This window comes from Streptomyces sp. NPDC020845 (genome assembly GCF_044334165.1).
In the GTDB taxonomy this organism is placed as follows: Bacteria; Actinomycetota; Actinomycetes; order Streptomycetales; family Streptomycetaceae; genus Streptomyces.
On sequence record NZ_JBIRSJ010000006.1, the window covers coordinates 621,032 to 641,722 of the forward strand.

Sequence of the window (20,691 nt, forward strand, 5' to 3'; positions counted from 1 at the left end):
CGGGCGGCATCATGGACCCATGCCCGAAGGAGATACCGTCTGGCGGACGGCCAAGCGCCTGAACCAGGCCCTGGCGGGCCGGCCGCTCACCGGCTGCGACCTGCGCGTCCCTCGGCTGGCCACGGTCGACCTCGCCGGGCGCCAGGTGATGGACGTCACCGCGCGCGGAAAGCATCTGCTCACCCGTCTGGAGGGCGGCCTGACGCTCCACTCCCATCTGCGGATGGACGGCGCCTGGCATCTGTACGACCCCGGCGAGCGGTGGCGCGGCGGGCCGCTCCACCAGGTCCGCGCCATCCTCAGCACCGCCGAGCGCACGGCCGTCGGCTACCGCCTCCCCGTCCTCGAACTGCTCCGCACCACGGACGAGGACCGGGCCGTCGGACACCTCGGCCCCGATCTCCTCGGCCCCGACTGGGACCCGCACGAGGCCCTGCGCCGGCTTCTCGCCGACCCCGCCCGCCCCCTCGGCGAGGCGCTGCTCGACCAGCGCAACCTCGCAGGGATCGGCAATGTGTACAAGTCGGAGCTGTGTTTCCTGGTGCGCGTCTCCCCATGGCTCCCCATCGGCCAAGTGCCGTCCCCGGAGCGCCTGGTCGCCCTCGCCAAAAGGCTCCTGGAAGCCAACAAGGCCCGGCCGGCCCGCATCACCACGGCCGAGTCGCGCGCCGACCGCCGGCTGTGGGTCTACGGCCGGGCGGGCAAGCCCTGTCTGCGCTGCGGGACGCCCGTACGCATGGAGCAGGGCCGCGCCGACAAGGAGCGCAGCACGTACTGGTGCCCGGCCTGCCAGCCAGGCCCCACCGTCGACGGCTGACCCGACCGACGGACCGACTGCCCGGCCAACCAGCTAATTGACGACCCGTCAGATCCGGTCGTACGGTCACGCCATGACCCTCAACGCGTACGACCTCACCGGCCGCACCGCACTGGTCACCGGCGCGGCCAGCGGAATCGGCCGGGCCAGCGCCGCCCTGCTCGCCGAGGCCGGCGCGACCGTCCACTGCGCGGACCTGGACGGCAAGGGCGCGCAACGGACAGCCGACGACATCACCGCATCCGGGGGCAGCGCCCACGCCCACACCCTCGACGTCGCCGACCGCGCGCAGATCGCCGCCACGGTGGCCGCTGTACGCACCGGCGCACCCCTCGACATCATGGCCAACATCGCCGGGATCATGCACAGCAGCACCGTTCTGGAGACGGACGACGCCGACCTCGACCGCGTCCTGGCGGTCAACTTCAAGGGGGTGCTGTACGGCTGTCAGGAGGCCGCCCGCGCCATGATCGAGCAGGGTACCGGCGGCACCATCGTCACGATGGCCTCCGGCGCCATCGACACCGGCGCACCCGGCCTGCTCTGCTACGGCGTCACGAAGGCCGCCGTCGTCCAACTCACCAAGACCCTCGCCACCGAGGTGGGCCGCCATGGCATCCGCGTCAACGCCGTCGCCCCCGGGTGGATTCGCACGCCCATGACCGACCGCCACAGCGATGAGGAGCAGCGCCTCACGGAAGAGCCGATGGTGCGGCGCACTCCGCTGGGGCGGGTGGGCGAACCGACGGACGTCGCGCACACCGTGCTCCACCTGGCGTCCGACGCCTCATCCTTCATGACCGGCCAGATCCTGCGTCCGAACGGCGGCGTCGCCATGCCCTGGTGACCCCGGCCCTTGCGACCCCGGCCCTGGTGGCCCCGGCCGCGACCCCGACGCGATCCGGCGCACCGACCGCCCCGGGGAGGGACCGCAGTGCACCGGCAGCAGACTCAGCCCCCAGCCGCCCGCCGTCAACGCCCCCTCGACCGGCCCGGTCTGCTCCGGCGCCGCCGCCAGCCGTAGCACCGCCCACCACCACACCCCGCCGAGAGCGAGCGCGACCGCCCACCGGACCGGTCCGCGGCGCTGGTTGTCCGCCCCTCCCACGGCTGCCATCGACTGCCTCCTTCGGCCGACGCTAGACGCCCGCTCACGGACGACGGGAGGGCGCACGGAAGGCTCATGGGCGCGTGTCAGACGTCCCGCGCCCATGAAGTCTGCCCAGCCTCTCCGACACCGCACCCAGCACCGGAGGACCACCGCCGCCCCGGGCGACCGGGCTAGCGGCCGTTGACGTTCTCCGCCTGGAACATCCAGTGATGCTTCTCCAGATCACGCGTGAGCCCGATGAGGATGTCCTGCGTCACGGGATCGGGTTCGGCCGTGGCCTCGATGCGGTCCCGCATACGGGTGATCACGGATCCCAGGCCGACCACCAGGGCCCGCACCGCGTCCCCGTCCTCGGTCCAGCCGGTCCTGGCCGTCTCGATGCCACTGGCCGCGGCCACGGTGGCGGCACGGCCGTCCGGGGGCACCCCGAGCGCCGAGGCCCGCTCCGCGACGGTGTCGGCGTGCGTCCTGGCGGTGCTGACAACGTCGTCCAGTTGCAGATGCACCGAACGGAAACGCGGGCCGACGATGGTCCAGTGGACCTGCTTGCTCACGAGCGCCAGATCGACGAGGTCAACGAGGGCACCCTGCAGCGCGTCGCCGACGACCTTGAGGTTCTCCTCCGAGAGCGGGCTCTTCACCACAGACATCCATCTCCTCCTTTTCGACCTGTTGACTGTTTTTTGAATACCTTTTGGAGCATTTGAGGGCTTTTGGGCCCTCTCCACCTTCCCACAGAGTCACCCGCGCGCGACCGGGCAAACGTCGAGCCCCGGTCGGTGTACTACCGACCGGGGCTCAAAAGCTCTTCGCTGTCAGGGTGCGGCGCGCCAGGGCGCCACGGCGATCAGGCCGCGACCACGTCCACAGCCTCCGCAGGCGCCTTGATGGTCACCCGCTCCTCCGGGACACCCGTCACGGACGTCACGGAAACCGAATTGAGCATGGGCCGCATCGGTGCGGGCACCTTCTCGCTCGCCGCCGCCGACTCCGCCAGCTCCGCGAGCGACAACTCGTCGCTCACCTCTCGCATGACCTGGGACATCCTGACGTCCAGTGCGTCGCAGATCGCGGACAGCAGCTCGGAGGACGCCTCCTTCTGGCCGCGCTCCACCTCTGAGAGATAGCCGAGGGACACCCGGGCGGAGGAGGACACCTCGCGCAGGGTACGGCCCTGGCGCTGGCGCTGCCGGCGCAGCACGTCACCCAGCAGGCGACGGAGCAGAATCATCGCTGGCTCCCTCCTCGGACCTCGGATCCGGATCCTTCACGCCCCACCGTACCGCCTCTTGCTGCGCCCGTGCGGGGAGCGATGTCGTGTTCACTCAGGGCTGCAAACATCAAATCCCCCCGTGTTGTTCCGTATCCTGTGCCCTCGCAGTCGCGATCAATTCCCTCAACAGCAGCTTGACCGCCGCCTCCACGGTCTGTCCACGGATTCCGGCACGGTCTCCGGCCAGCCTCAGCGCCACCCCGGTGGCCGCCCCCGACGGCCCCGCCACGGCCACATGGACCGTGCCCACGGGCTGTCCGTCCTGCGGTGTGGGCCCGGCCACACCCGTGGTCGCCACACCCCAGTCCGCGCCCAGCACCCGCCGCACACCCCGCGCCATCTGCCGGGCGACCTCCGCGTCCACGGCCCCGCGGGCGTCGAGCAGGGCGCCGTCCACGCCCAACAGATCCCGCTTGAGTCCGGTGGCGTACGCGGTCACCGAGCCGCGGAAGGAGCGGGACGCGCCCGGTACGGCGGTCAGCTCGGCGGCCAGCAGCCCGCCGGTCAGCGACTCGGCTACGGCGATGGTCTCCCCGTGCCCCTCCAGCAGCCCCAGCGCCTCGGCCGCCACTCCCCCGACACTCCCGATTCCCTCATTCCCCCCGTGTTCCCCGGTCATCCCACGGACTCCCGCTCCGCGGCCAGGCCGGCCCGGCGCAGCACTATCGCCTGCCGGACGTAGTCGAGGCCGGTGAGCACGGTGAGCGCCACGGCCACGGCCATCACCCAGAAACGCAGGGTGGCCAGCGGCCCGGTGAGCGCCAGAATGTACATGCCGACCGCGACGCCCTGCGCGAGCGTCTTCATCTTCCCGCCCCGGCTGGCCGGAATCACCCCGTGCTTGATCACCCAGAAGCGCATCAGTGTGATCCCGATCTCACGGAAGAGGATCACTCCGGTGACCCACCACGGAAGGTCGGACAGCGCCGAGAGACAGATCAGCGCGGCACCCATGATCGCCTTGTCGGCGATCGGGTCGGCGATCTTGCCGAAGTTGGTGACCAGGTTGTACCGGCGGGCCAGATGCCCGTCGAAGAGGTCAGTGATCATGGCGATGGCGAACGCGGCCCAGGCGAAGGAGCGCCAGGCCGGGTCATACCCACCGTTGTGCAGCATCAACAACACGAACCCGGGCACCAGCAGCAACCGGACCATGGTGAGGATGTTGGCGATGTTCCACAGCCCTACGGGCCGGGCGGCCGCGGCCGGCCGGTGGTGGCCCCCCGCGGCGGAGGCCGGGACTCCGCTCATCTGCCGGCCTCCTCGGAACACGCGCCGCCCGCCGACAGCTCCCCCTGCTCCAGCACCTCGGCGACCAGGTCCACGCCTTCCGTCGCCACCACCTTCGCCGTGACCAGCTGCCCCACGGCAGGCACCGGACCGGTCCCGGACATGGTCAGCAGGGTCTGGCCGTCGGTCTCGGGCGCCTGGTGGGCGGCGCGGCCCGCCAGGGATCCCGCCCCCTCATCAGTGCCGTCGGCGCCGTCGGTGTCCCCGGCGGCGTACGCGTCACCGGACTCCTCGACCAGCACCTCGACCACATCGCCCAGCCGCTCCTCGGCCCGCTGCGCGGTGAGCTCCTCGGCCAGCCGCGAGATATGCGCCAGCCGCTCGGCGACCTCGTCCGGATCGACCTTGTCCTCGTATGTCGCGGCCTCGGTGCCCTCCTCGTCCGAATACCCGAAGACGCCGATGGCGTCCAGCCGGGCCGCGCCGAGGAACCGCTCCAGCTCGGCCAGATCGTCCTCGGTCTCGCCGGGGAAGCCGACGATGAAGTTGGACCGGACACCCGCCTGCGGCGCCTTGGCCCGGATCCGGTCCAGCAGCTCCAGGAAGCGGTCGGTGTCCCCGAAGCGGCGCATCGCCCGCAGCACCGAGGGGGCGGAGTGCTGGAAGGACAGATCGAAGTACGGCGCGACCTTCTCGGTCGACGTGAGCACGTCGATCAGCCCGGGCCGCATCTCGGCGGGCTGGAGATAGCTGACCCGGATCCGCTCGATGCCGTCCACCGCGGCCAGCTCGGGCAGCAGCGTCTCCAGCAGCCGGATGTCGCCGAGGTCCTTGCCGTACGAGGTGTTGTTCTCGGAGACCAGCATGATCTCCTTCACGCCCTGCTCGGCCAGCCAGCGTGTCTCGCCCAGTACGTCGGAGGGTCTGCGGGAGATGAAGGACCCGCGGAAGGACGGGATGGCGCAGAAGGAGCACCGCCGGTCGCAGCCGGAGGCCAGCTTGACGGAGGCCACCGGGCTGCTGCCCAGTCTGCGGCGCAGCGGGGCCCGGGGCCCGGAAGCCGGGGCCACGCCCGCGGGCAGATCCTCGGGCGCGGGCAGGTCCTCGGGCGCGGGAGCGGCCTCGGCCTGCGCATGGCCCGGCAGGGCGACCTCGGCGGCCCCCTGCCGCTCGGCCGGGCTGACGGGCAGCAGCTTGCGCCGGTCGCGCGGCGTGTGCGAGGCGTGGATCCCACCCGACAGGATGGTCTGCAGCCGGTCCGAGATATGGGCGTAATCGTCGAAGCCGAGCACCCCGTCGGCCTCGGGCAGCGCCTCCGCCAGCTCTTTTCCGTACCGCTCGGCCATGCAGCCGACGGCGACCACGGCCTGGGTGCGGCCGTGGTCCTTCAGGTCGTTGGCCTCCAGCAGGGCGTCGACCGAGTCCTTCTTGGCCGCTTCTACGAATCCACAGGTGTTGACGACGGCGACATCAGCATCGGCGGCTTCCTCGACGAGCTCCCAGCCGTCCGCCGCCAAGCGGCCTGCGAGCTCCTCCGAGTCCACCTCGTTACGGGCGCAGCCAAGAGTGACAAGGGCGACGGTGCGGCGTTCGGACATGGGCTCAGACTACTTCGTCGCGCCGACACCTCCCGCTGCCAGGGCTCCCGTCCGGCTGTCGGCTCAGCCCGCCTCGGGATCTCCCTTGGTGTAGCTCAGCCGCTGGACCTGCCCGTTGGCCGCCAGATCCTTGACCTCCTTGCCATTCACGAACAGCTTGATGGCCTGGGCGTTGCCGAGCACCAGATCGATCCGCTTGCTGTCGCTGAAGGTCTTGGAGTCGCCCTGGCGCAGCAGGCCCTCGTGGATCAGCCGTCCGTTGTGGTCCTGGGCGGAGATCCAGCTTTGTCCGTTCTCCGCGGTCAGCCTGACCGTGACCTTGTCCGCCGGAACACCCGCGATGGCGCTGTCAGAAGGCTCGGGCTTCTGGTCGGCCGGCTTGGTGGGGGTCGGCTTGGCGGTGGGCTTGGTGGTCGGCGGCTTGGCCGTCGTGCTCTCCTCGGCGACCGTGGAGCCGCCGTCCCCCTTTCCGCCGTTCTCGCCGCTGAAGAGCGTGAAGCCGACGAATCCGACCACCGCGACGATCGCCGCGACCATGGCGGCCGTCCAGTTGGGGCGGCGGGGCTCGGGGCGGATCCGCTCGGCCTCGAACACCGGCGCCGCCAGCGTCGGCTCCGGGCGGCCTCCGTGCTCGGCGTCGTACTGGGCGACCAGGGCGTCCGGATCGAGGCCGACGGCGCGGGCGAGCACGCGGATATGCCCTCTGGCGTATACGTCGCCGCCGCACCGCGCGTAGTCGTCCTGCTCGATGCCTTGCAGCAGGGGAACGCGCACCCGGGTGGTCGTACTGACCTCGTCGACGGTCAGCCCCGCGGCGATGCGGGCCTGCTGGAGGGCGCGACCGACCGAAGGCCGGTCGTCTTCTGGCGAGTTGCCGGGGGAGTTGCCGATGGACACGGGGGCGCCTTTCGAGCGTGTAGCCACCTGCTGGAGGTTCAGTTTAGGGGTGGGGCGAAAGGGTCGGGCAAGCGGGAGGACGGAGTTTGTCCGCCATCAGGATTGCCGTATGACCACCATCGTGGGACATCCCTTCGCCACCTCCCTCAACTTGACGTATCGGCAGGGGAAACGGTTGCCCGCCGATTCCTTATGGGTGAGCCTCCCCGCGGATCACCGCGAGCACTCCATCCAATTCATCCGGTTTGACCATTACATCGCGCGCCTTGGAGCCCTCGCTCGGGCCGACGATCCCCCGCGACTCCATGAGGTCCATCAGTCGGCCCGCCTTGGCGAAGCCGACCCGCAGCTTGCGCTGGAGCATCGACGTCGACCCGAACTGTGTGGAAACGACCAGCTCAGCGGCCTGGCACAGCAGGTCCAGATCGTCGCCGATGTCCTCGTCGATCTCCTTCTTCTTCGCCGTCCCGACGGTGACGTCGTCGCGGAAGACGGGCGCCATCTGTGCCTTGCAGTGCTCGACAATGGCGGCGACCTCCTCCTCCGTGACGAAGGCGCCCTGCATCCGGACCGGCTTGCTCGCGCCCATCGGCAGGAACAGGCTGTCGCCCTTGCCGATCAGCTTCTCGGCGCCGGCCTGATCCAGGATCACCCGGCTGTCGGCCAGCGAGGAGGTGGCGAAGGCGAGCCGTGAGGGCACGTTCGCCTTGATCAGGCCGGTGACGACGTCCACGGACGGCCGCTGGGTGGCCAGCACCAGATGGATGCCCGCCGCGCGGGCCAGCTGGGTGATGCGGACGATCGAGTCCTCGACGTCCCGGGGCGCGACCATCATCAGGTCGGCGAGCTCGTCGACGATCACCAGCAGATACGGGTAGGGCTTGAGCTCACGCTCGCTGCCGTCCGGCTGCTTCACCTTGCCGGCGCGGACCGCCGCGTTGAAGTCGTCCACATGCCGGAAGCCGAACGCCGCGAGGTCGTCGTAGCGCAGGTCCATCTCCCGTACGACCCACTGCAGGGCCTCGGCGGCGCGCTTGGGGTTGGTGATGATCGGCGTGATCAGATGCGGGATGCCCTCGTACGCGGTCAGCTCCACGCGCTTGGGGTCGACCAGCACCATCCGCACATCGTCCGGGGTGGCGCGCACCATGACCGAGGTGATCAGGCAGTTGATGCACGACGACTTTCCGGAGCCGGTGGCGCCGGCCACCAGCACATGGGGCATGGCCGCCAGGTTGTGCGCGACATAGCCGCCCTCGACGTCCTTGCCGAGCGCGACGATCATCGGGTGGTCGTCGCCGACGGAGTCGGCCGAGCGCAGCACGTCCCCCAGCCGGACCATCTCACGGTCGCTGTTGGGGATCTCGATGCCCACGGCGGACTTGCCGGGGATCGGGCTGATGATGCGCACATCGGGGCTGGCGACGGCGTAGGCGATGTTCTTGGTCAGCGCCGTGATCCGCTCGACCTTCACCGCGGGGCCCAGCTCCACCTCGTAGCGGGTGACCGTCGGGCCGCGGGTGAAGCCGGTGACGGACGCGTCCACCTTGAACTCGGTGAAGACGTTCGACAGCGAGGCGACGACGGCGTCGTTGGCCGGGCTGCGGCTCTTGCCGGGCCCGCCGCGCTCCAGCAGCTCGAGCGAGGGCAGGGCATAGGTGATGTCGCCGGAGAGCTGCAGCTGCTCGGCGCGCGGCGGCAGCGGCTCGGAGAGCTCGGGCGCGGGCCGGGTCAGGTCGGGGACGACGGCCGCCTGCTCCCCCTCGTCGACCCCCTCTGGCCCCTTTGGCCGATCGGGCCGCTTCCGCTTGCCCACCGTGGCGCCCGCCTTGCCGGTCTGCTCGGCGTCGCGCGCACCCGGCACCGCGCCCGTGTCGGACCCGGTGCCCCGGTCGGTGGAGATTCCGCTGCTGAGCCCGGCGACCAGCGGTGAGGGCTGGACGCCGTGCAGCACCGCCCCGTCCAGGGCCGCGGCAGCGGCGGCCGCCACGTCCACGGCGTCCATCGGGCGGTCGAGCGGCGGCTGCGCGGACGGCGCGCGGCGCGTCCGCCGGCGCTTGCGCAGCGTCTCCTCCTCGGCCCGCTCCGGGTCGCCGGCACTCTGTGGGCCCCCCTGACCCGCCGAGGCCCGCCGAGGCCGTCTGGCGGGCGTCTCGCGCCATTCCTCGGCGTACTCCCCGGCGCCGTACGGCTCGTAGTCGTCGTAGGCCCCGTAGTCCTCGTCGTCGGCCTGGTACTCGGCGGGGCGCTCCCGTACGAGGCCGAGCTTGACGCCGAGCCGGCGCAGCCGCTGCGGGATGGCGGCGACCGGCGTCGCGGTGACGACCAGCAGCCCGAAGACGGTGAGCAGCACCAGCAGCGGTACGGCCAGCACCTCGCCCATCGCGAGGATCAGCGGCCGGGACGCCGCCCAGCCGACGAGGCCGCCCGCATCCTGGATCGCCTGGGTGCCCTGGCCGCGGCCCGGCGCCCCGCAGGCGATGTGGATCTGCCCGAGCACGCCGATCACCAGGGCGGACAGGCCGATGACGATCCGTCCGTTCGCCTCCGGCTTCTCGGGGTGGAGGATCAGCCGGACCGCAATGGCGCCCAGCAGTATCGGCACGACCAGGTCGAGCCGGCCGAAGGCGCCGGTGACCAGCACCTCGACCAGGTCGCCGACCGGGCCCTGGAGATTGGACCAGGTGCCGACCGCGACGATCAGGGCCAGGGCGAGCAGCAGCAGCGCGCTGCCGTCCTTGCGGTGGGCCGGGTCCAGCCCCTTCGCGCCGCGCCCTATGCCGCGGAACAGCGCCGCGACGCCGCGGGCCAGGCCCATCCATACGGCGCGCGCCACGCGCAACACCCCGCTGGTGGGGTTGGGCGCCGGCTTGGGGGGCGCGGCCTTGGCGGCGGCCTTCTTCGGCGCGGCCTTCTTCGCGGGCGCGGCGGACTTCTTGGCAGGCGCCTTCTTGGCAGCCGCTTTCTTCGCGGGTGCCTTCTTGGCGGCGCCCCCGGACTGCCCGGCGCGCTTCTTCGAGGTGCCCGCCGTGCTCTGGGAACCCTTGCCGGACGTACGAGAGGCCATGAGGGCGAGATTACCCGCGTCCGCCGTACGGAGCACGCATACGGCGGTGGCAGGCGTCACTCACGTCACGCCACTCACATCACGCCCGTGACGGCCCCGGCGGCCCTGGCGGGCGGAAGGGCGCGGGGTGACAGGGCATCAAGGCGACGGGACGTCACGGCCAGGGCGCCGCAAGGAGCGTGACCGCGCGCCGCTCAGGCCTGCGAGGGCATCGGGCTCGCCCCACCGCCGGCGCCGGGCTCCAACGCGTCCAGCGCCCGCCGCAGTCCGGTCAGTTTCCGCTCCAGATGGGCGGCGGTCGCCACAGCGGCCGCGTCCGCGGACTCGTCCAGCTGCTTCGACAGCGCCTCGGCCTGCTCCTCCACCGCGGCCAGCCGCGCGGACAGCTCGGCCAGCAGCCCCGCCGCCTCCTTGGCGTCCTCCCCGGTGGACTGGCCGCCCTCCAACTGCAGCCGCAGCAGCGAGGCCTGCTCCCTCAGCTGGCAGTTCTTCATATACAGATCGACGAACACCGAGACCTTCGCGCGCAGCACCCATGGGTCGAACGGCTTGGAGATGTAGTCGACCGCGCCCGCCGCATATCCGCGGAAGGTGTGATGCGGACCATGGTTGATCGCGGTGAGAAAGATGATCGGAATGTCACGGGTCCGCTCCCGCCGCTTGATATGCGCGGCGGTCTCGAAACCGTCCATCCCCGGCATCTGGACGTCCAGCAGGATGACCGCGAAGTCGTCCGTCAGCAGCGCCTTGAGCGCTTCCTCCCCTGACGATGCCCGTACCAGCGTCTGATCGAGCGCGGAGAGAATGGCCTCCAGCGCCAGCAGATTCTCCGGCCGGTCATCGACCAGGAGGATCTTGGCCTTCTGAACCATGGCCCGTCCTCCTCGCCCCGGCATGGGGCCTCCCCTGCTCGAAGAGCTCGGGGAAGCGCCGGGCGCCGCCCCGGGGGACGACTCCCTTGCGCCGCCCGTCCTTGTGCCGGTCATGGTAGCCGCACCCCGCTGTTCGCCACACCCTGTCACCGCGATGTCACTGTGCACGTAGCAGAAACGCGGTAAGAGACCAGAAGGTTCCCCGAACACGGTGTTCCCACACGTGTTCGGCGACACTCAGTCAACAGCCTTGCGGCCGCCGCGTTCCCGCCGGTCACTCCGCACCCATCCACTGTTCCATGACCGCGAGGAGATGGTCCGTGTCGACGGGCTTGGTCACATAATCCGACGCACCGGCCTGGATGCTCTTCTCCCGGTCGCCCTTCATCGCCTTCGCGGTGAGGGCGATGATCGGCAGCCCGGCGAACTGCGGCATCCGGCGGATCGCCGCCGTCGTGGCGTAACCGTCCATCTCCGGCATCATGATGTCCATCAGGACGAGTACGACGTCGTCATGCTGCTCCAGCACCTCGATGCCCTCCCGGCCGTTCTCGGCGTAGAGCACCTGCAGCCCGTGCTGTTCCAGCACGCTGGTGAGCGCGAACACATTGCGGATGTCGTCGTCGACGATCAGCACCTTCTCGCCGTTGAACCCGCCCGCCGGCTCCGGCGCTACCAGGTCCTGACCACCCAACAGCCAGGGCTCGGGCGCCTCCGTACGCCGCGGGGCCGGGCGGCGGCCCGGCCGGCCCAGGGCCGCCCCGCCGGCCTCCTCCTGAGGCGCGACCCGCCGACCGCTCCGGTAGCCCCCCGCGCCGCCGCGCGCCCGCTGCTGGCGCGCCGCCACGGGCACCGAAGGCTCCCGCACGGCCTCCTGCGGCTCCGCGGCGCCCTCCTCGCCCGCGGCCTCGGCGCCGCTGTCCAGGACGGCCTCCAGGGCCAGCGCGGGCTCTCCGACGGGGCCGAGCTGCGGGTAGCCCTGAGGCGGCAGCTGGCTGGGGTGGAGCGGCAGGTACAGCGTGAAGGTCGAGCCGCGGCCCGGCTCGCTGGCGGCGTGGATCTCACCGCCGAGCAGCCGGGCGATCTCCCGGCTGATGGACAGGCCGAGGCCGGTGCCGCCGTACTTGCGGCTGGTGGTGCCGTCGGCCTGCTTGAACGCCTCGAAGATCACCCGCATCTTGCTGCTCGCGATGCCGATACCGGTGTCCGTGACCGAGAACGCGATCATCTCGGCGTCCGGGTCGCGCAGCGCGCCGTGCTCCAGCAACTGCTCCCGGATCCCGTCGGGCACATCCGCGCCCGCGGGCCTGATGACCAGCTCCACGGCGCCGGTGTCGGTGAACTTCACCGCGTTGGACAGCAGGTTGCGCAGCACCTGCAGCAGCCGCTGCTCATCGGTGTGCAGCGTCGCCGGAAGCTCCGGGGAGACCCGTACGGAGAAGTCCAGGCCCTTCTCCGCGGTCAGCGGCCTGAACGTCGCCTCCACGTAGTCGACGAGCTGGATCAGGGCGATACGGGTCGGGCTGACGTCCATCTTGCCCGCCTCGACCTTCGACAGGTCCAGGATGTCGTTGATCAGCTGGAGCAGGTCCGAGCCCGCGCCGTGGATGGTCTCGGCGAACTCCACCTGCTTGGGCGAGAGATTGCCGTCGGCGTTGTCGGCCAGCAGCTTGGCGAGGATCAGCAGGGAGTTGAGCGGGGTGCGCAGCTCATGCGACATGTTCGCCAGGAACTCGCTCTTGTAGCGCATCGAGACGGCAAGTTGCTCGGCGCGCTCCTCCAGCACCTGCCGGGCCTCTTCGATCTCGGTGTTCTTGACCTCGATATCGCGGTTCTGCCGCGCCAGCAGCGCCGCCTTCTCCTCCAGCTCCGCGTTGGAGGCCTGCAGCGCCTTCTGCCGGTTCTCCAGCTCGGCGGACCGCTCGCGCAGCTGCTCGGTGAGCTCCTGCGACTGCTTGAGCAGCACCTCGGTCTTGGTGTTGACGCTGATGGTGTTGACGCTGGTGCCGATCATCTCGGCGATCTGGTTGAGGAAGTCCCGCTGGATCTGGGTGAAGGGCTGGAAGGAGGCCAGCTCGACCACGCCGAGGAGCTGGCTCTCGAACAGCACCGGCAGCACGATCACATTGGCGGGGGCGGCCTCGCCCAGGCCCGAGGAGATCTTCAGGTAGTTCGGCGGCACCCGCTCGATCAGGATGCTGCGCTTCTCCACCGCGACCGTGCCGATGAGCGAGTCGCCCGGCCGGAAGGTGGTCGGCATGGTGCCCTTGGAGTAGCCGTAACTGCCGATCAGGCGCAGCTCGTACGCGTCCTCGTCACTGTCGGCGCCGCCCTCGTCGGTCGGCATCGCCAGGAAGAACGCGCCATGCTGCGCTGAGACCACCGGGGTCAGCTCGCTCATGATCAGCCGGGCCACGTCCGCCAGATCGCGCCGCCCCTGCATCAGACCGGAGATACGGGCCAGGTTGCCCTTGAGCCAGTCCTGCTCCTCGTTGGCGAGCGTCGTCTCCCGAAGATTGGCGATCATGGTGTTGATGTTGTCCTGGAGGACCTGGATCTCGCCCGCGGCATCCACATCGATCTTGAGGTTGAGGTCGCCGCGGGTCACCGCGGTGGCGACCTCGGCGATGGCGCGCACCTGACGGGTCAGGTTGCCCGCCATCTCGTTCACCGACTCGGTCAGGTCCTTCCAGGTACCGGCCACGTCCCGCACCCGCGCCTGCCCGCCCAACTGCCCCTCGGTGCCCACCTCACGGGCCACCCGGGTGACCTGGTCGGCGAACGACGACAGCTGGTCGACCATCGTGTTGATCGTCGTCTTGAGCTCCAGGATCTCGCCCCGGGCCTCGATGTCGATCTTCTTCGTCAGATCACCCTGGGCGATCGCCGTGGTGACCATCGCGATGTTGCGGACCTGCCCGGTCAGGTTGGACGCCATCGAGTTCACGGACTCGGTGAGGTCCTTCCAGGTCCCCGAGACGCCGGGCACCCGCGCCTGGCCGCCGAGGATGCCGTCGGTGCCCACCTCGCGCGCCACCCGGGTGACCTCGTCCGCGAACGACGACAGCGTCGTCACCATCGTGTTGACGGTGTCGGCGAGCTGTGCGACCTCGCCCCGCGCCTCGACCGTCACCTTCTTCGTCAGATCCCCGTTGGCGACCGCGGCCGAGACCTGGGAGATGTTGCGCACCTGAATGGTGAGGTTGTTGGCCATCAGGTTGACGTTGTTGCTCAGGTCCTTCCAGATGCCGGTCACACCCGGCACCCGCGCCTGACCACCCAGCTGGCCCTCCGTACCCACCTCACGGGCCACCCTGGTGACCTGCTCCGCGAACGACGACAGCTGGTCCACCATCGTGTTCACGGTCGTGACGAGCTCCAGGATCTCGCCCTTGGCGTCGACCGTGATCTTCTTCGACAGATTGCCCTTGGCGACCGCCGTGGTCACCTCGGCGATGGAGCGCACCTGGGAAGTCAGGTTGTCGGCCATGCCGTTCACCGACTGGGTGAGGTCCTTCCAGGTGCCGGAGACCCCCTGCACCTCGGCCTGCCCGCCCAGTTGGCCCTCCGTACCCACCTCGCGGGCCACCCTGGTGACCTCCTCGGCGAACGAGGACAGCTGGTCGACCATGGTGTTCAGGGTGTTCTTGAGCTCCAGGATCTCGCCGCGCGCATCCACCTCGATCTTCTGCGACAGGTCACCGCGCGCCACCGCCGTGGCGACCTGCGCGATGCTGCGGACCTGGGCGGTCAGATTGCCCGCCATGCTGTTCACCGAATCGGTCAGGTCGCGCCAGACGCCCGCCACGCCGGGCACCCGCGCCTGCCCGCCAAGACGGCCCTCCGTGCCCACCTCGCGGGCGACCCGGGTCACCTGCTCGGCGAAGTCGGAGAGCTGATCGACCATCGTGTTGATGGTGTTCTTCAGCTCCAGGATCTCGCCGCGGGCGTCCACCTCGATCTTCTGCGACAGATCGCCGCGCGCCACCGCCGTGGTCACCTGCGCGATTCCGCGTACCTGCGAAGTCAGGTTCCCCGCCATGGAGTTGACGGAGTCGGTCAGGTCCTTCCAGGTGCCGCTGACGCCGTCGACCCGGGCCTGACCGCCAAGACGGCCCTCGGTGCCCACGTCCCGGGCCATCCGCGTGACCTGGTCGGCGAAGGACGACAGCTGGTCCACCATCGTGTTCACGGTGTTCTTCAGCTGGAGCATCTCGCCGGAGACGTCCACGGTGACCTTCTGCGACAGATCGCCGTTGGCGACCGCCGTCGTCACCTGCGCGATGTTGCGGACCTGTCCGGTGAGGTTACGGAACGCGGTGTTCACCGAATCGGTGAGATCCTTCCACGTTCCCGCCGCACCCGGCACCTGCGCCTGACCGCCGAGCTCGCCCTCGACGCCGATCTCCCGCGCCACCCGCGTCACCTCGGCGCCGAAGGACTGCAGCTGGTCGACCATCGTGTTGACGGTGTTCTTCAGCTCCAGCATCTCGCCGGCCACATCGACCGTGACCTTCTGCGACAGATCGCCGTTGGCGACCGCCGTCGTCACCTGCGCGATGTCCCGCACCTGCGCGGTGAGGTTACGGAACGCGGTGTTCACCGAATCGGTGAGATCCTTCCACGTTCCCGCCGCACCCGGCACCTGCGCCTGACCGCCCAGCAGGCCCTCGGCCCCGACCTCGCTGGCCACCCGCGTCACCTCGTCCGCGAAGGTGCGCAGCGTCTCGGTCATCGTGTTGATCGTCTCGGCGAGCTGAGCGACCTCGCCGCGCGCGCTCACCGTCACCTTCTGCGACAGATCGCCATTGGCGACCGCCGTGGTGACCTGGGCGATCCCGCGCACCTGGGCGGTGAGGTTCCCGGCCATCAGGTTCACGGAGTCCGTGAGGTCCTTCCACACCCCCGCCACGCCGGGGACCTTCGCCTGACCGCCCAGCTCGCCCTCGGTACCCACCTCGCGGGCGACCCGCGTCACCTCCGAGGCGAAGGACGACAGCTGGTCCACCATCGTGTTGACGGTGTTTTTCAGTTCGAGCATCTCGCCGGCCACGTGAACCGTGACCTTACGGGACAGATCACCCTTGGCCACCGCCGTGGTCACGAGAGCGATGTCCCGTACCTGAGCGGTGAGCCGGGACGCCATCGTGTTGACGGACTCCGTGAGGTCCTTCCAAGAACCCGACATTCCGCGCACCCGGGCCTGGCCACCGAGTTTGCCCTCGGTGCCCACCTCGCTGGCCACCCGGGTCACCTCGTCGGCGAACGCCGACAGCTGATCCACCAGGCCGTTGACCGTACGGCCGACCTTGAGGAACTCCCCGCGCAGCGGATGCGCCGAGCCGTCCGCCCCCTGCGAGCGCAGATCCATCCGCTGCTCCAAGTCGCCCTCGGAGACCGCCGACAGCACCCGGCCGACCTCGGAGACGGGGCGCACGAGATCATCCACCAGCGCATTGGAGGCATCGATGGCGGCCGCCCACGAGCCCTCGCACGCCCCCATTTCCAGCCGCTCCGTGAGTTTTCCCTCACGTCCGACCACCCGCCGCACCCGCGCCAGCTCGCCTGTGAGCTGCAGATTACGGTCGGCGACCTCGTTGAAGATCGCCGCGATCTCGGACATCACACCTTCGCCCGAGACCGTCAGGCGCTTGCGGAAGTTCCCGTCCCGCATGGCCGTCATCGCCGTCAGCAGCCGGTTCAGGGCTGCCGTGTCCACTTCTGTCGTCCCATTGCTCCGGGACCGTCCGCCTTTCGCGCGCGTGCTCGTGCCTCGCGTCGCAGCGCCAGACTCCACCGTGTCCCTCCCGCAGGGTTGACCGTCGTCCTCGGGTTCTTCTTCCAGCCTGCCCAGTGTTTCACCATGGCCCAACCAGGCCATAACAGTTCGGCAGCATCGCATACCCCCGGAAGCACACTCTGGCTCCCGACAGCACACTCTGGGGTGGAATCAGCCCCCACCGGCATTCGCGGAAGCGGCGGAGGTAAGTAACCTGGCATCCGGCCAGGCATCGGAGGGGCGCTGCGACATGGGTGAGCAGATCGCCGAGACACGTATGAGGAGACCTGTGATCACCGCGCGGGCTGCCGCCACCTTCGAACCGGTGGGACGCTCGGTCGCCTCCGCCCGCACCTTCGTCCGCGACACCCTCCAAGGGTGGGGCCTCACCGACATCGTCGACGACGCTGTCGTCCTGACCAGCGAATTGGTCACCAACGCCGTCGTGCACTCCGGGACGGCCGCCGACGTGGTCTGCGTCCGCGCCGAGACCGGCGCGCGCATCGAGGTCACCGACCGCTACCCGGAGCGCGAGCTCCCGCTGCAGACCACCAGCCGCCCCATCAGCAACCCCGACCGCGAGGGCGGCCGGGGCCTGCTGCTGTGCGCCGCGCTCGCCTCCCGCTGGGGCGTCGAGTACACCGCCACCCACAAGCAGGTGTGGTTCCACCTCGAATTCCCGGACCGCCTGGCCGGCACCCGCTCGGCCGGCCCCGCCCTGCCCGCCGAAGCCCTGCCTGTCACCGACGCCCGGGTCCGCGTCGCGGTCACCCAGATCGACCGCACCGGCCTCATCAGCGCCTGGAACGACGACGCACAGGAACTGTTCGGCTACGCGGCGGATCAGATCGTCGGCAAACCCCTCACCGACCTCGCGGCCTGGCCGCACACCCCCGGCACCGGCACCGGAGTCGCCGAGGCCCTGCAGCTCTCCCGCTGGGAGGGCTCGTACGGCATCCGGGGCGCCGACGGCCGCGTCATCCCCGTATACGCCTCCCACCTCCGCGTCCGCGACGCCGACGGCGATCCGTCCACCGTCTGCCTGCTGGTGCGCGAGCGCGAGCGCGCGGTGCTCCAGAGCCCGCAGCGTGCCCCCGGGGCCGACGCCGTGGACAGCGCCGAGCGCGGCCCGGCCGCCGACGCCTTCGAGGTCTCCATCGGCTCCCCCGCCCCTGACGACCTCGACGGGCTGCTCCAGCGCACCGTCGAGCGCGCCCGCGACATGCTCGACGGCGACGCCGCCTATCTGCTGCTCGCGACCGACGACGAGACGGAACTGGAGGTCCGCGCCTCCACCGGGCTCACCTCCGCCCGCCAGCGCTTCGCCCGCGTCCCCGTCGAGGCCGGCACCGGCCGCTACGGCTCGGCCCGGATGCCCGCCGTCCACGAAGACCTCTCCATCGTGCCGGGCGCCGTCCCACTCCTCGCCAACACCGGTCTACGCTCGGTCGTCACCGTCCCGCTGAAGGTCGAGGGCCGGCTCACCGGCTCCCTCGGCGTCGCCTCCGAGTCCGCCGGCCGGTACAGCAACGAGGAAGCGCTACGGCTGCAGTTCGCCGCGGACCGCATCGCCCTCGCCGTCGAACGCGCACGGCTCACCGAACTGGAGCGGCTGCGCCGTAACTCCCTCTCCTTCCTCGTCGAGGCCTCCGATCTGCTCGCCGGAACGCTCGACCGCGACCAGACGCTCGCCCTCATGGCCCAGATGACCGTGCCCACGCTGGCCAACTGGTGCGCCGTCTACACCGTGGCCGACCCCGCCTCCGACCCCGAGCTGTCCTATGTGCTGCACGAGGACGAGGAGCGCATCGACGGCCTCAAGGCCCTGCTGACGAAGATCGAGCCGCCCGAGCAGGTACGCATCGGCGGCGCCCGCCTGTGGACCGCCCCCTCCCAGGCCGCCCACGCCGCGGCGCTGCGCACCTCGCTGCGCGGCCTGAGCCTCGGCGACGCCGCCCGCCCCTCCTCCGGCCCCAGCGCCTCGCTCGCCACCGCCTCGGCGGTCGGCGGCGAGACCGTGGTGCTGCCACTGGTCGCCCGCAACCGCGTCATCGGCATGCTCACCCTCGGCAAGTCCACCGACGGGCACTTCCGCCAGGAGAACCTGGAACTCGCCGAAGACCTCTCCCGCAGGGCGGCCCTCGCCCTCGACAACGCCCGGCTGTACTCGGAGCGCACGGCCATCAGCCAGTCCCTCCAGCGCAGCCTGCTGCCGCCCGAACTGCCCGACGTCACCGGCGTGGAGGTCGAAGTCATCTACCGCGCGGCGGGCGAGGGCAACGAGGTCGGCGGCGACTTCTACGACCTCTTCCCGATTCGCGACGGCGCGTACGGCTTCGCCATCGGCGACGTCTGCGGCACCGGCCCCGAGGCCGCCGCGGTCACCGGCCTGGCCCGCCATGCGCTACGGCTGCTCGCCCGCGAGGGCTTCGGCGGCCCGGCCGTGCTCGAACGTCTCAACACCGCCATCCTCGACGAGGGCGCCCGCAGCCGCTTTCTGACGCTCCTTTACGGGGAGCTGTGGCCGCAGGAGGACGGCAGCGCCGAGCTGAAGGTCGTCTGCGCGGGCCACCCGCTGCCCCTGCGGCTGCGCCAGGACGGCTCCGTGGAGCCCGCGGCCGAACCCCAGCCGCTGCTCGGCGTGATGGAAGATCTCGAACTGTACGAGCAGACCGTCACCCTCGACCCGGGCGACGTCCTGCTGTGCGTCACCGACGGCGTGACTGAGCGCCGCGAGGGCAGCCGGATGCTCGGCGACGACGGCCTCGTCGACGTACTGACGACCTGCACCGGTCTGACGGCCGGCGCGGTGGCCTCCCGGGTGCTGCGCGCGGTGGAGCGGTTCGCGGCCCAGCCGCCGTCCGACGACATGGCCATCCTGGCCATGCGCGTCCCCGAGCCGCACGACGCCTGAGACACCTCGGAGAATTCGACGAACATGACGAAGGCCCCCGCCAATTGGCGAGGGCCTTGTGTCGTGAAAAGGAGAGCCCCAATACGGAATCGAACCGTAGACCTTCTCCTTACCATGGAGACGCTCTGCCGACTGAGCTATTGGGGCGCGTCGACGGAATAAATCATACCCCGAAGATCAGGGTGCTCCGTGCCACTGCGCCAACGGCCGTCGGCAAGCCGCCGTTAAGCTGCCGCCTGAAGTACCCCGCCGAGCGCATTGCACGCGGACACCACACGCTGCAGCTCCCGCCGTGTCATCGCCGCGTCGATCGGCAAAGCCAGACATTCATCGGCGGCCCGCTCGGTCTCCGCGAGCCACAAATCCCGCCGGAATCGCGCGGTGCGGTGAGCCGGCGTCTGTACGGGAACGTGGCACATAACACCGCGGGAACGCAGCGTACGGGCGAAGGCGTCACGGTCCGGCCTGCCATTCCCCGGAACGCGCACCACGTACTGCTGGTAGGTGTGCCGAACCCCGGTCGCCACGCAGGGGGTGATCACACCGCGCAGCCTGCCGTTCAGATACGCCGCGTTCGCCTGCCGCCGCAGCATCTCGGCATCCGGCTCGGGCCGCGCCCCGTGCTCGATGACGCGCAGGCCGTGCCGCTTGCCGAGTTCACCCAGGCGGACCATGTCGGCCGGGTGCCCGAAGGTGTGCACCACGATGACGGCAGCGGTCTGGGGCGTCAGCGCATCCGCCGCCGCGGCCGGGTCTATGCAGTAGGTATTGGCGTCGATATCCACGAAGACCGGCCGGGCCCCGGCCAGCAGAACCGCTTCCGCGGCCTCGGGGGTGCCGTACGACGGCACCACCACCTCGTCACCCGGCCGTACGCCCGACCGGGTGAGCTCTTGCACCAGCTCGTCCGCAGGAGTCCCCATGGCTGGCATCGTGCCCAGGCAACATGAACACCGAGTGGCCCGCAGCACAACAAAAGAGAGCTCTGTCAGGAACCAATGTTCCCAGCAGAGCTCTCTCTAAGAATTGTTCGGCGGCGTCCTACTCTCCCACAGGGTCCCCCCTGCAGTACCATCGGCGCTGAAAGGCTTAGCTTCCGGGTTCGGAATGTAACCGGGCGTTTCCCTAACGCA

At 70.3% G+C, this 20,691-nt stretch carries 13 protein-coding genes, 1 tRNA gene and 1 rRNA gene; 3 read left to right on the plus strand and 12 right to left on the minus strand.

The window, feature by feature from the left end; all coding sequences use genetic code 11:
• Positions 1-19 precede the first annotated feature (19 nt).
• Complete coding sequence (locus tag ACH4U7_RS18460; RefSeq protein ID WP_398528923.1) at positions 20-817, plus strand: Fpg/Nei family DNA glycosylase; 798 nt, start codon at positions 20-22, stop codon at positions 815-817.
• 73 nt (positions 818-890) lie between these two features.
• Positions 891-1,664: an SDR family NAD(P)-dependent oxidoreductase gene (locus tag ACH4U7_RS18465; RefSeq protein WP_398528924.1), complete on the plus strand. Its 774-nt coding sequence runs from the start codon at positions 891-893 to the stop codon at positions 1,662-1,664.
• A gap of 434 nt (positions 1,665-2,098) precedes the next feature.
• On the opposite strand, the gene ACH4U7_RS18470 is transcribed toward ACH4U7_RS18465, so the two are convergent.
• The 9 genes from ACH4U7_RS18470 to ACH4U7_RS18510 all read right to left on the minus strand — a co-directional run bounded on the left by ACH4U7_RS18470 (position 2,099) and on the right by ACH4U7_RS18510 (position 16,662).
• On the minus strand, positions 2,099-2,578 hold the full coding sequence (locus tag ACH4U7_RS18470; RefSeq protein WP_398528925.1) for a Dps family protein: 480 nt from the start codon (positions 2,576-2,578) through the stop codon (positions 2,099-2,101).
• 197 nt (positions 2,579-2,775) lie between these two features.
• Complete coding sequence (locus ACH4U7_RS18475; RefSeq protein WP_014175948.1) at positions 2,776-3,159, minus strand: helix-turn-helix domain-containing protein; 384 nt, start codon at positions 3,157-3,159, stop codon at positions 2,776-2,778.
• Between the two features lie 109 nt (positions 3,160-3,268).
• Positions 3,269-3,820, minus strand: a complete 552-nt coding sequence (locus ACH4U7_RS18480; RefSeq protein WP_398528926.1) for a CinA family protein — start codon at positions 3,818-3,820, stop codon at positions 3,269-3,271.
• Entirely contained in the window at positions 3,817-4,452 is a 636-nt protein-coding gene (gene pgsA, locus ACH4U7_RS18485) for a CDP-diacylglycerol--glycerol-3-phosphate 3-phosphatidyltransferase (protein ID WP_398528927.1), read from the minus strand. Before pgsA ends, ACH4U7_RS18480 begins: the two co-directional genes overlap by 4 nt.
• Positions 4,449-6,029, minus strand: a complete 1,581-nt coding sequence (rimO, locus tag ACH4U7_RS18490) for a 30S ribosomal protein S12 methylthiotransferase RimO (RefSeq protein WP_398528928.1) — start codon at positions 6,027-6,029, stop codon at positions 4,449-4,451. The genes pgsA and rimO overlap by 4 nt, the downstream gene beginning before the upstream one ends.
• 63 nt (positions 6,030-6,092) lie before the next feature.
• The gene (locus ACH4U7_RS18495; RefSeq protein ID WP_398528929.1) at positions 6,093-6,926 is read right to left on the minus strand and encodes a helix-turn-helix domain-containing protein; all 834 of its coding nucleotides are present in this window, start codon (positions 6,924-6,926) and stop codon (positions 6,093-6,095) included.
• Positions 6,927-7,116: 190 nt separating this feature from the next.
• Positions 7,117-9,993 (minus strand): DNA translocase FtsK, encoded by a 2,877-nt coding sequence (locus tag ACH4U7_RS18500; protein WP_398528970.1) that lies wholly within the window; start codon positions 9,991-9,993, stop codon positions 7,117-7,119.
• A 194-nt stretch (positions 9,994-10,187) separates the two neighbouring features.
• Positions 10,188-10,865 carry a two-component system response regulator gene (locus tag ACH4U7_RS18505; protein ID WP_398528930.1) on the minus strand — a complete coding sequence of 226 codons (678 nt, stop codon included), beginning with the start codon at positions 10,863-10,865 and terminating at the stop codon, positions 10,188-10,190.
• Between the two features lie 274 nt (positions 10,866-11,139).
• A complete protein-coding gene (locus ACH4U7_RS18510) occupies positions 11,140-16,662 on the minus strand; it encodes a HAMP domain-containing protein (protein ID WP_398528931.1) in 5,523 nt (1,840 codons plus the stop codon).
• Positions 16,663-16,894: 232 nt separating this feature from the next.
• On the opposite strand from ACH4U7_RS18510, the gene ACH4U7_RS18515 reads away from it, so the two are divergent.
• Positions 16,895-19,558, plus strand: a complete 2,664-nt coding sequence (locus ACH4U7_RS18515) for a SpoIIE family protein phosphatase (protein WP_398528932.1) — start codon at positions 16,895-16,897, stop codon at positions 19,556-19,558.
• Between the two features lie 74 nt (positions 19,559-19,632).
• On the opposite strand, the gene ACH4U7_RS18520 is transcribed toward ACH4U7_RS18515, so the two are convergent.
• The 3 genes from ACH4U7_RS18520 to rrf all read right to left on the minus strand — a co-directional run.
• A tRNA-Thr gene (locus tag ACH4U7_RS18520) sits at positions 19,633-19,705 on the minus strand.
• 77 nt (positions 19,706-19,782) lie between these two features.
• Positions 19,783-20,481 carry a DegT/DnrJ/EryC1/StrS family aminotransferase gene (locus ACH4U7_RS18525; protein ID WP_398528933.1) on the minus strand — a complete coding sequence of 233 codons (699 nt, stop codon included), beginning with the start codon at positions 20,479-20,481 and terminating at the stop codon, positions 19,783-19,785.
• Between the two features lie 105 nt (positions 20,482-20,586).
• A 5S ribosomal RNA gene (gene rrf, locus ACH4U7_RS18530) occupies positions 20,587-20,691 on the minus strand; the annotation flags it as partial.

Bases quoted from the DNA above. Each gene is read 5' to 3' on its own strand.
- ACH4U7_RS18460 (WP_398528923.1), top strand. From the start codon at position 20: ATGCCCGAAGGAGATACCGTCTGGCGGACGGCCAAGCGCCTGAACCAG.
- ACH4U7_RS18465 (WP_398528924.1), top strand. From the start codon at position 891: ATGACCCTCAACGCGTACGACCTCACCGGCCGCACCGCACTGGTCACC.
- ACH4U7_RS18470 (WP_398528925.1), bottom strand. From the start codon at position 2,578: ATGTCTGTGGTGAAGAGCCCGCTCTCGGAGGAGAACCTCAAGGTCGTC.
- ACH4U7_RS18475 (WP_014175948.1), bottom strand. From the start codon at position 3,159: ATGATTCTGCTCCGTCGCCTGCTGGGTGACGTGCTGCGCCGGCAGCGC.
- ACH4U7_RS18480 (WP_398528926.1), bottom strand. From the start codon at position 3,820: ATGACCGGGGAACACGGGGGGAATGAGGGAATCGGGAGTGTCGGGGGA.
- pgsA (WP_398528927.1), bottom strand. From the start codon at position 4,452: ATGAGCGGAGTCCCGGCCTCCGCCGCGGGGGGCCACCACCGGCCGGCC.
- rimO (WP_398528928.1), bottom strand. From the start codon at position 6,029: ATGTCCGAACGCCGCACCGTCGCCCTTGTCACTCTTGGCTGCGCCCGT.
- ACH4U7_RS18500 (WP_398528970.1), bottom strand. From the start codon at position 9,993: ATGGCCTCTCGTACGTCCGGCAAGGGTTCCCAGAGCACGGCGGGCACC.
- ACH4U7_RS18505 (WP_398528930.1), bottom strand. From the start codon at position 10,865: ATGGTTCAGAAGGCCAAGATCCTCCTGGTCGATGACCGGCCGGAGAAT.
- ACH4U7_RS18515 (WP_398528932.1), top strand. From the start codon at position 16,895: ATGGGTGAGCAGATCGCCGAGACACGTATGAGGAGACCTGTGATCACC.
- ACH4U7_RS18525 (WP_398528933.1), bottom strand. From the start codon at position 20,481: ATGGGGACTCCTGCGGACGAGCTGGTGCAAGAGCTCACCCGGTCGGGC.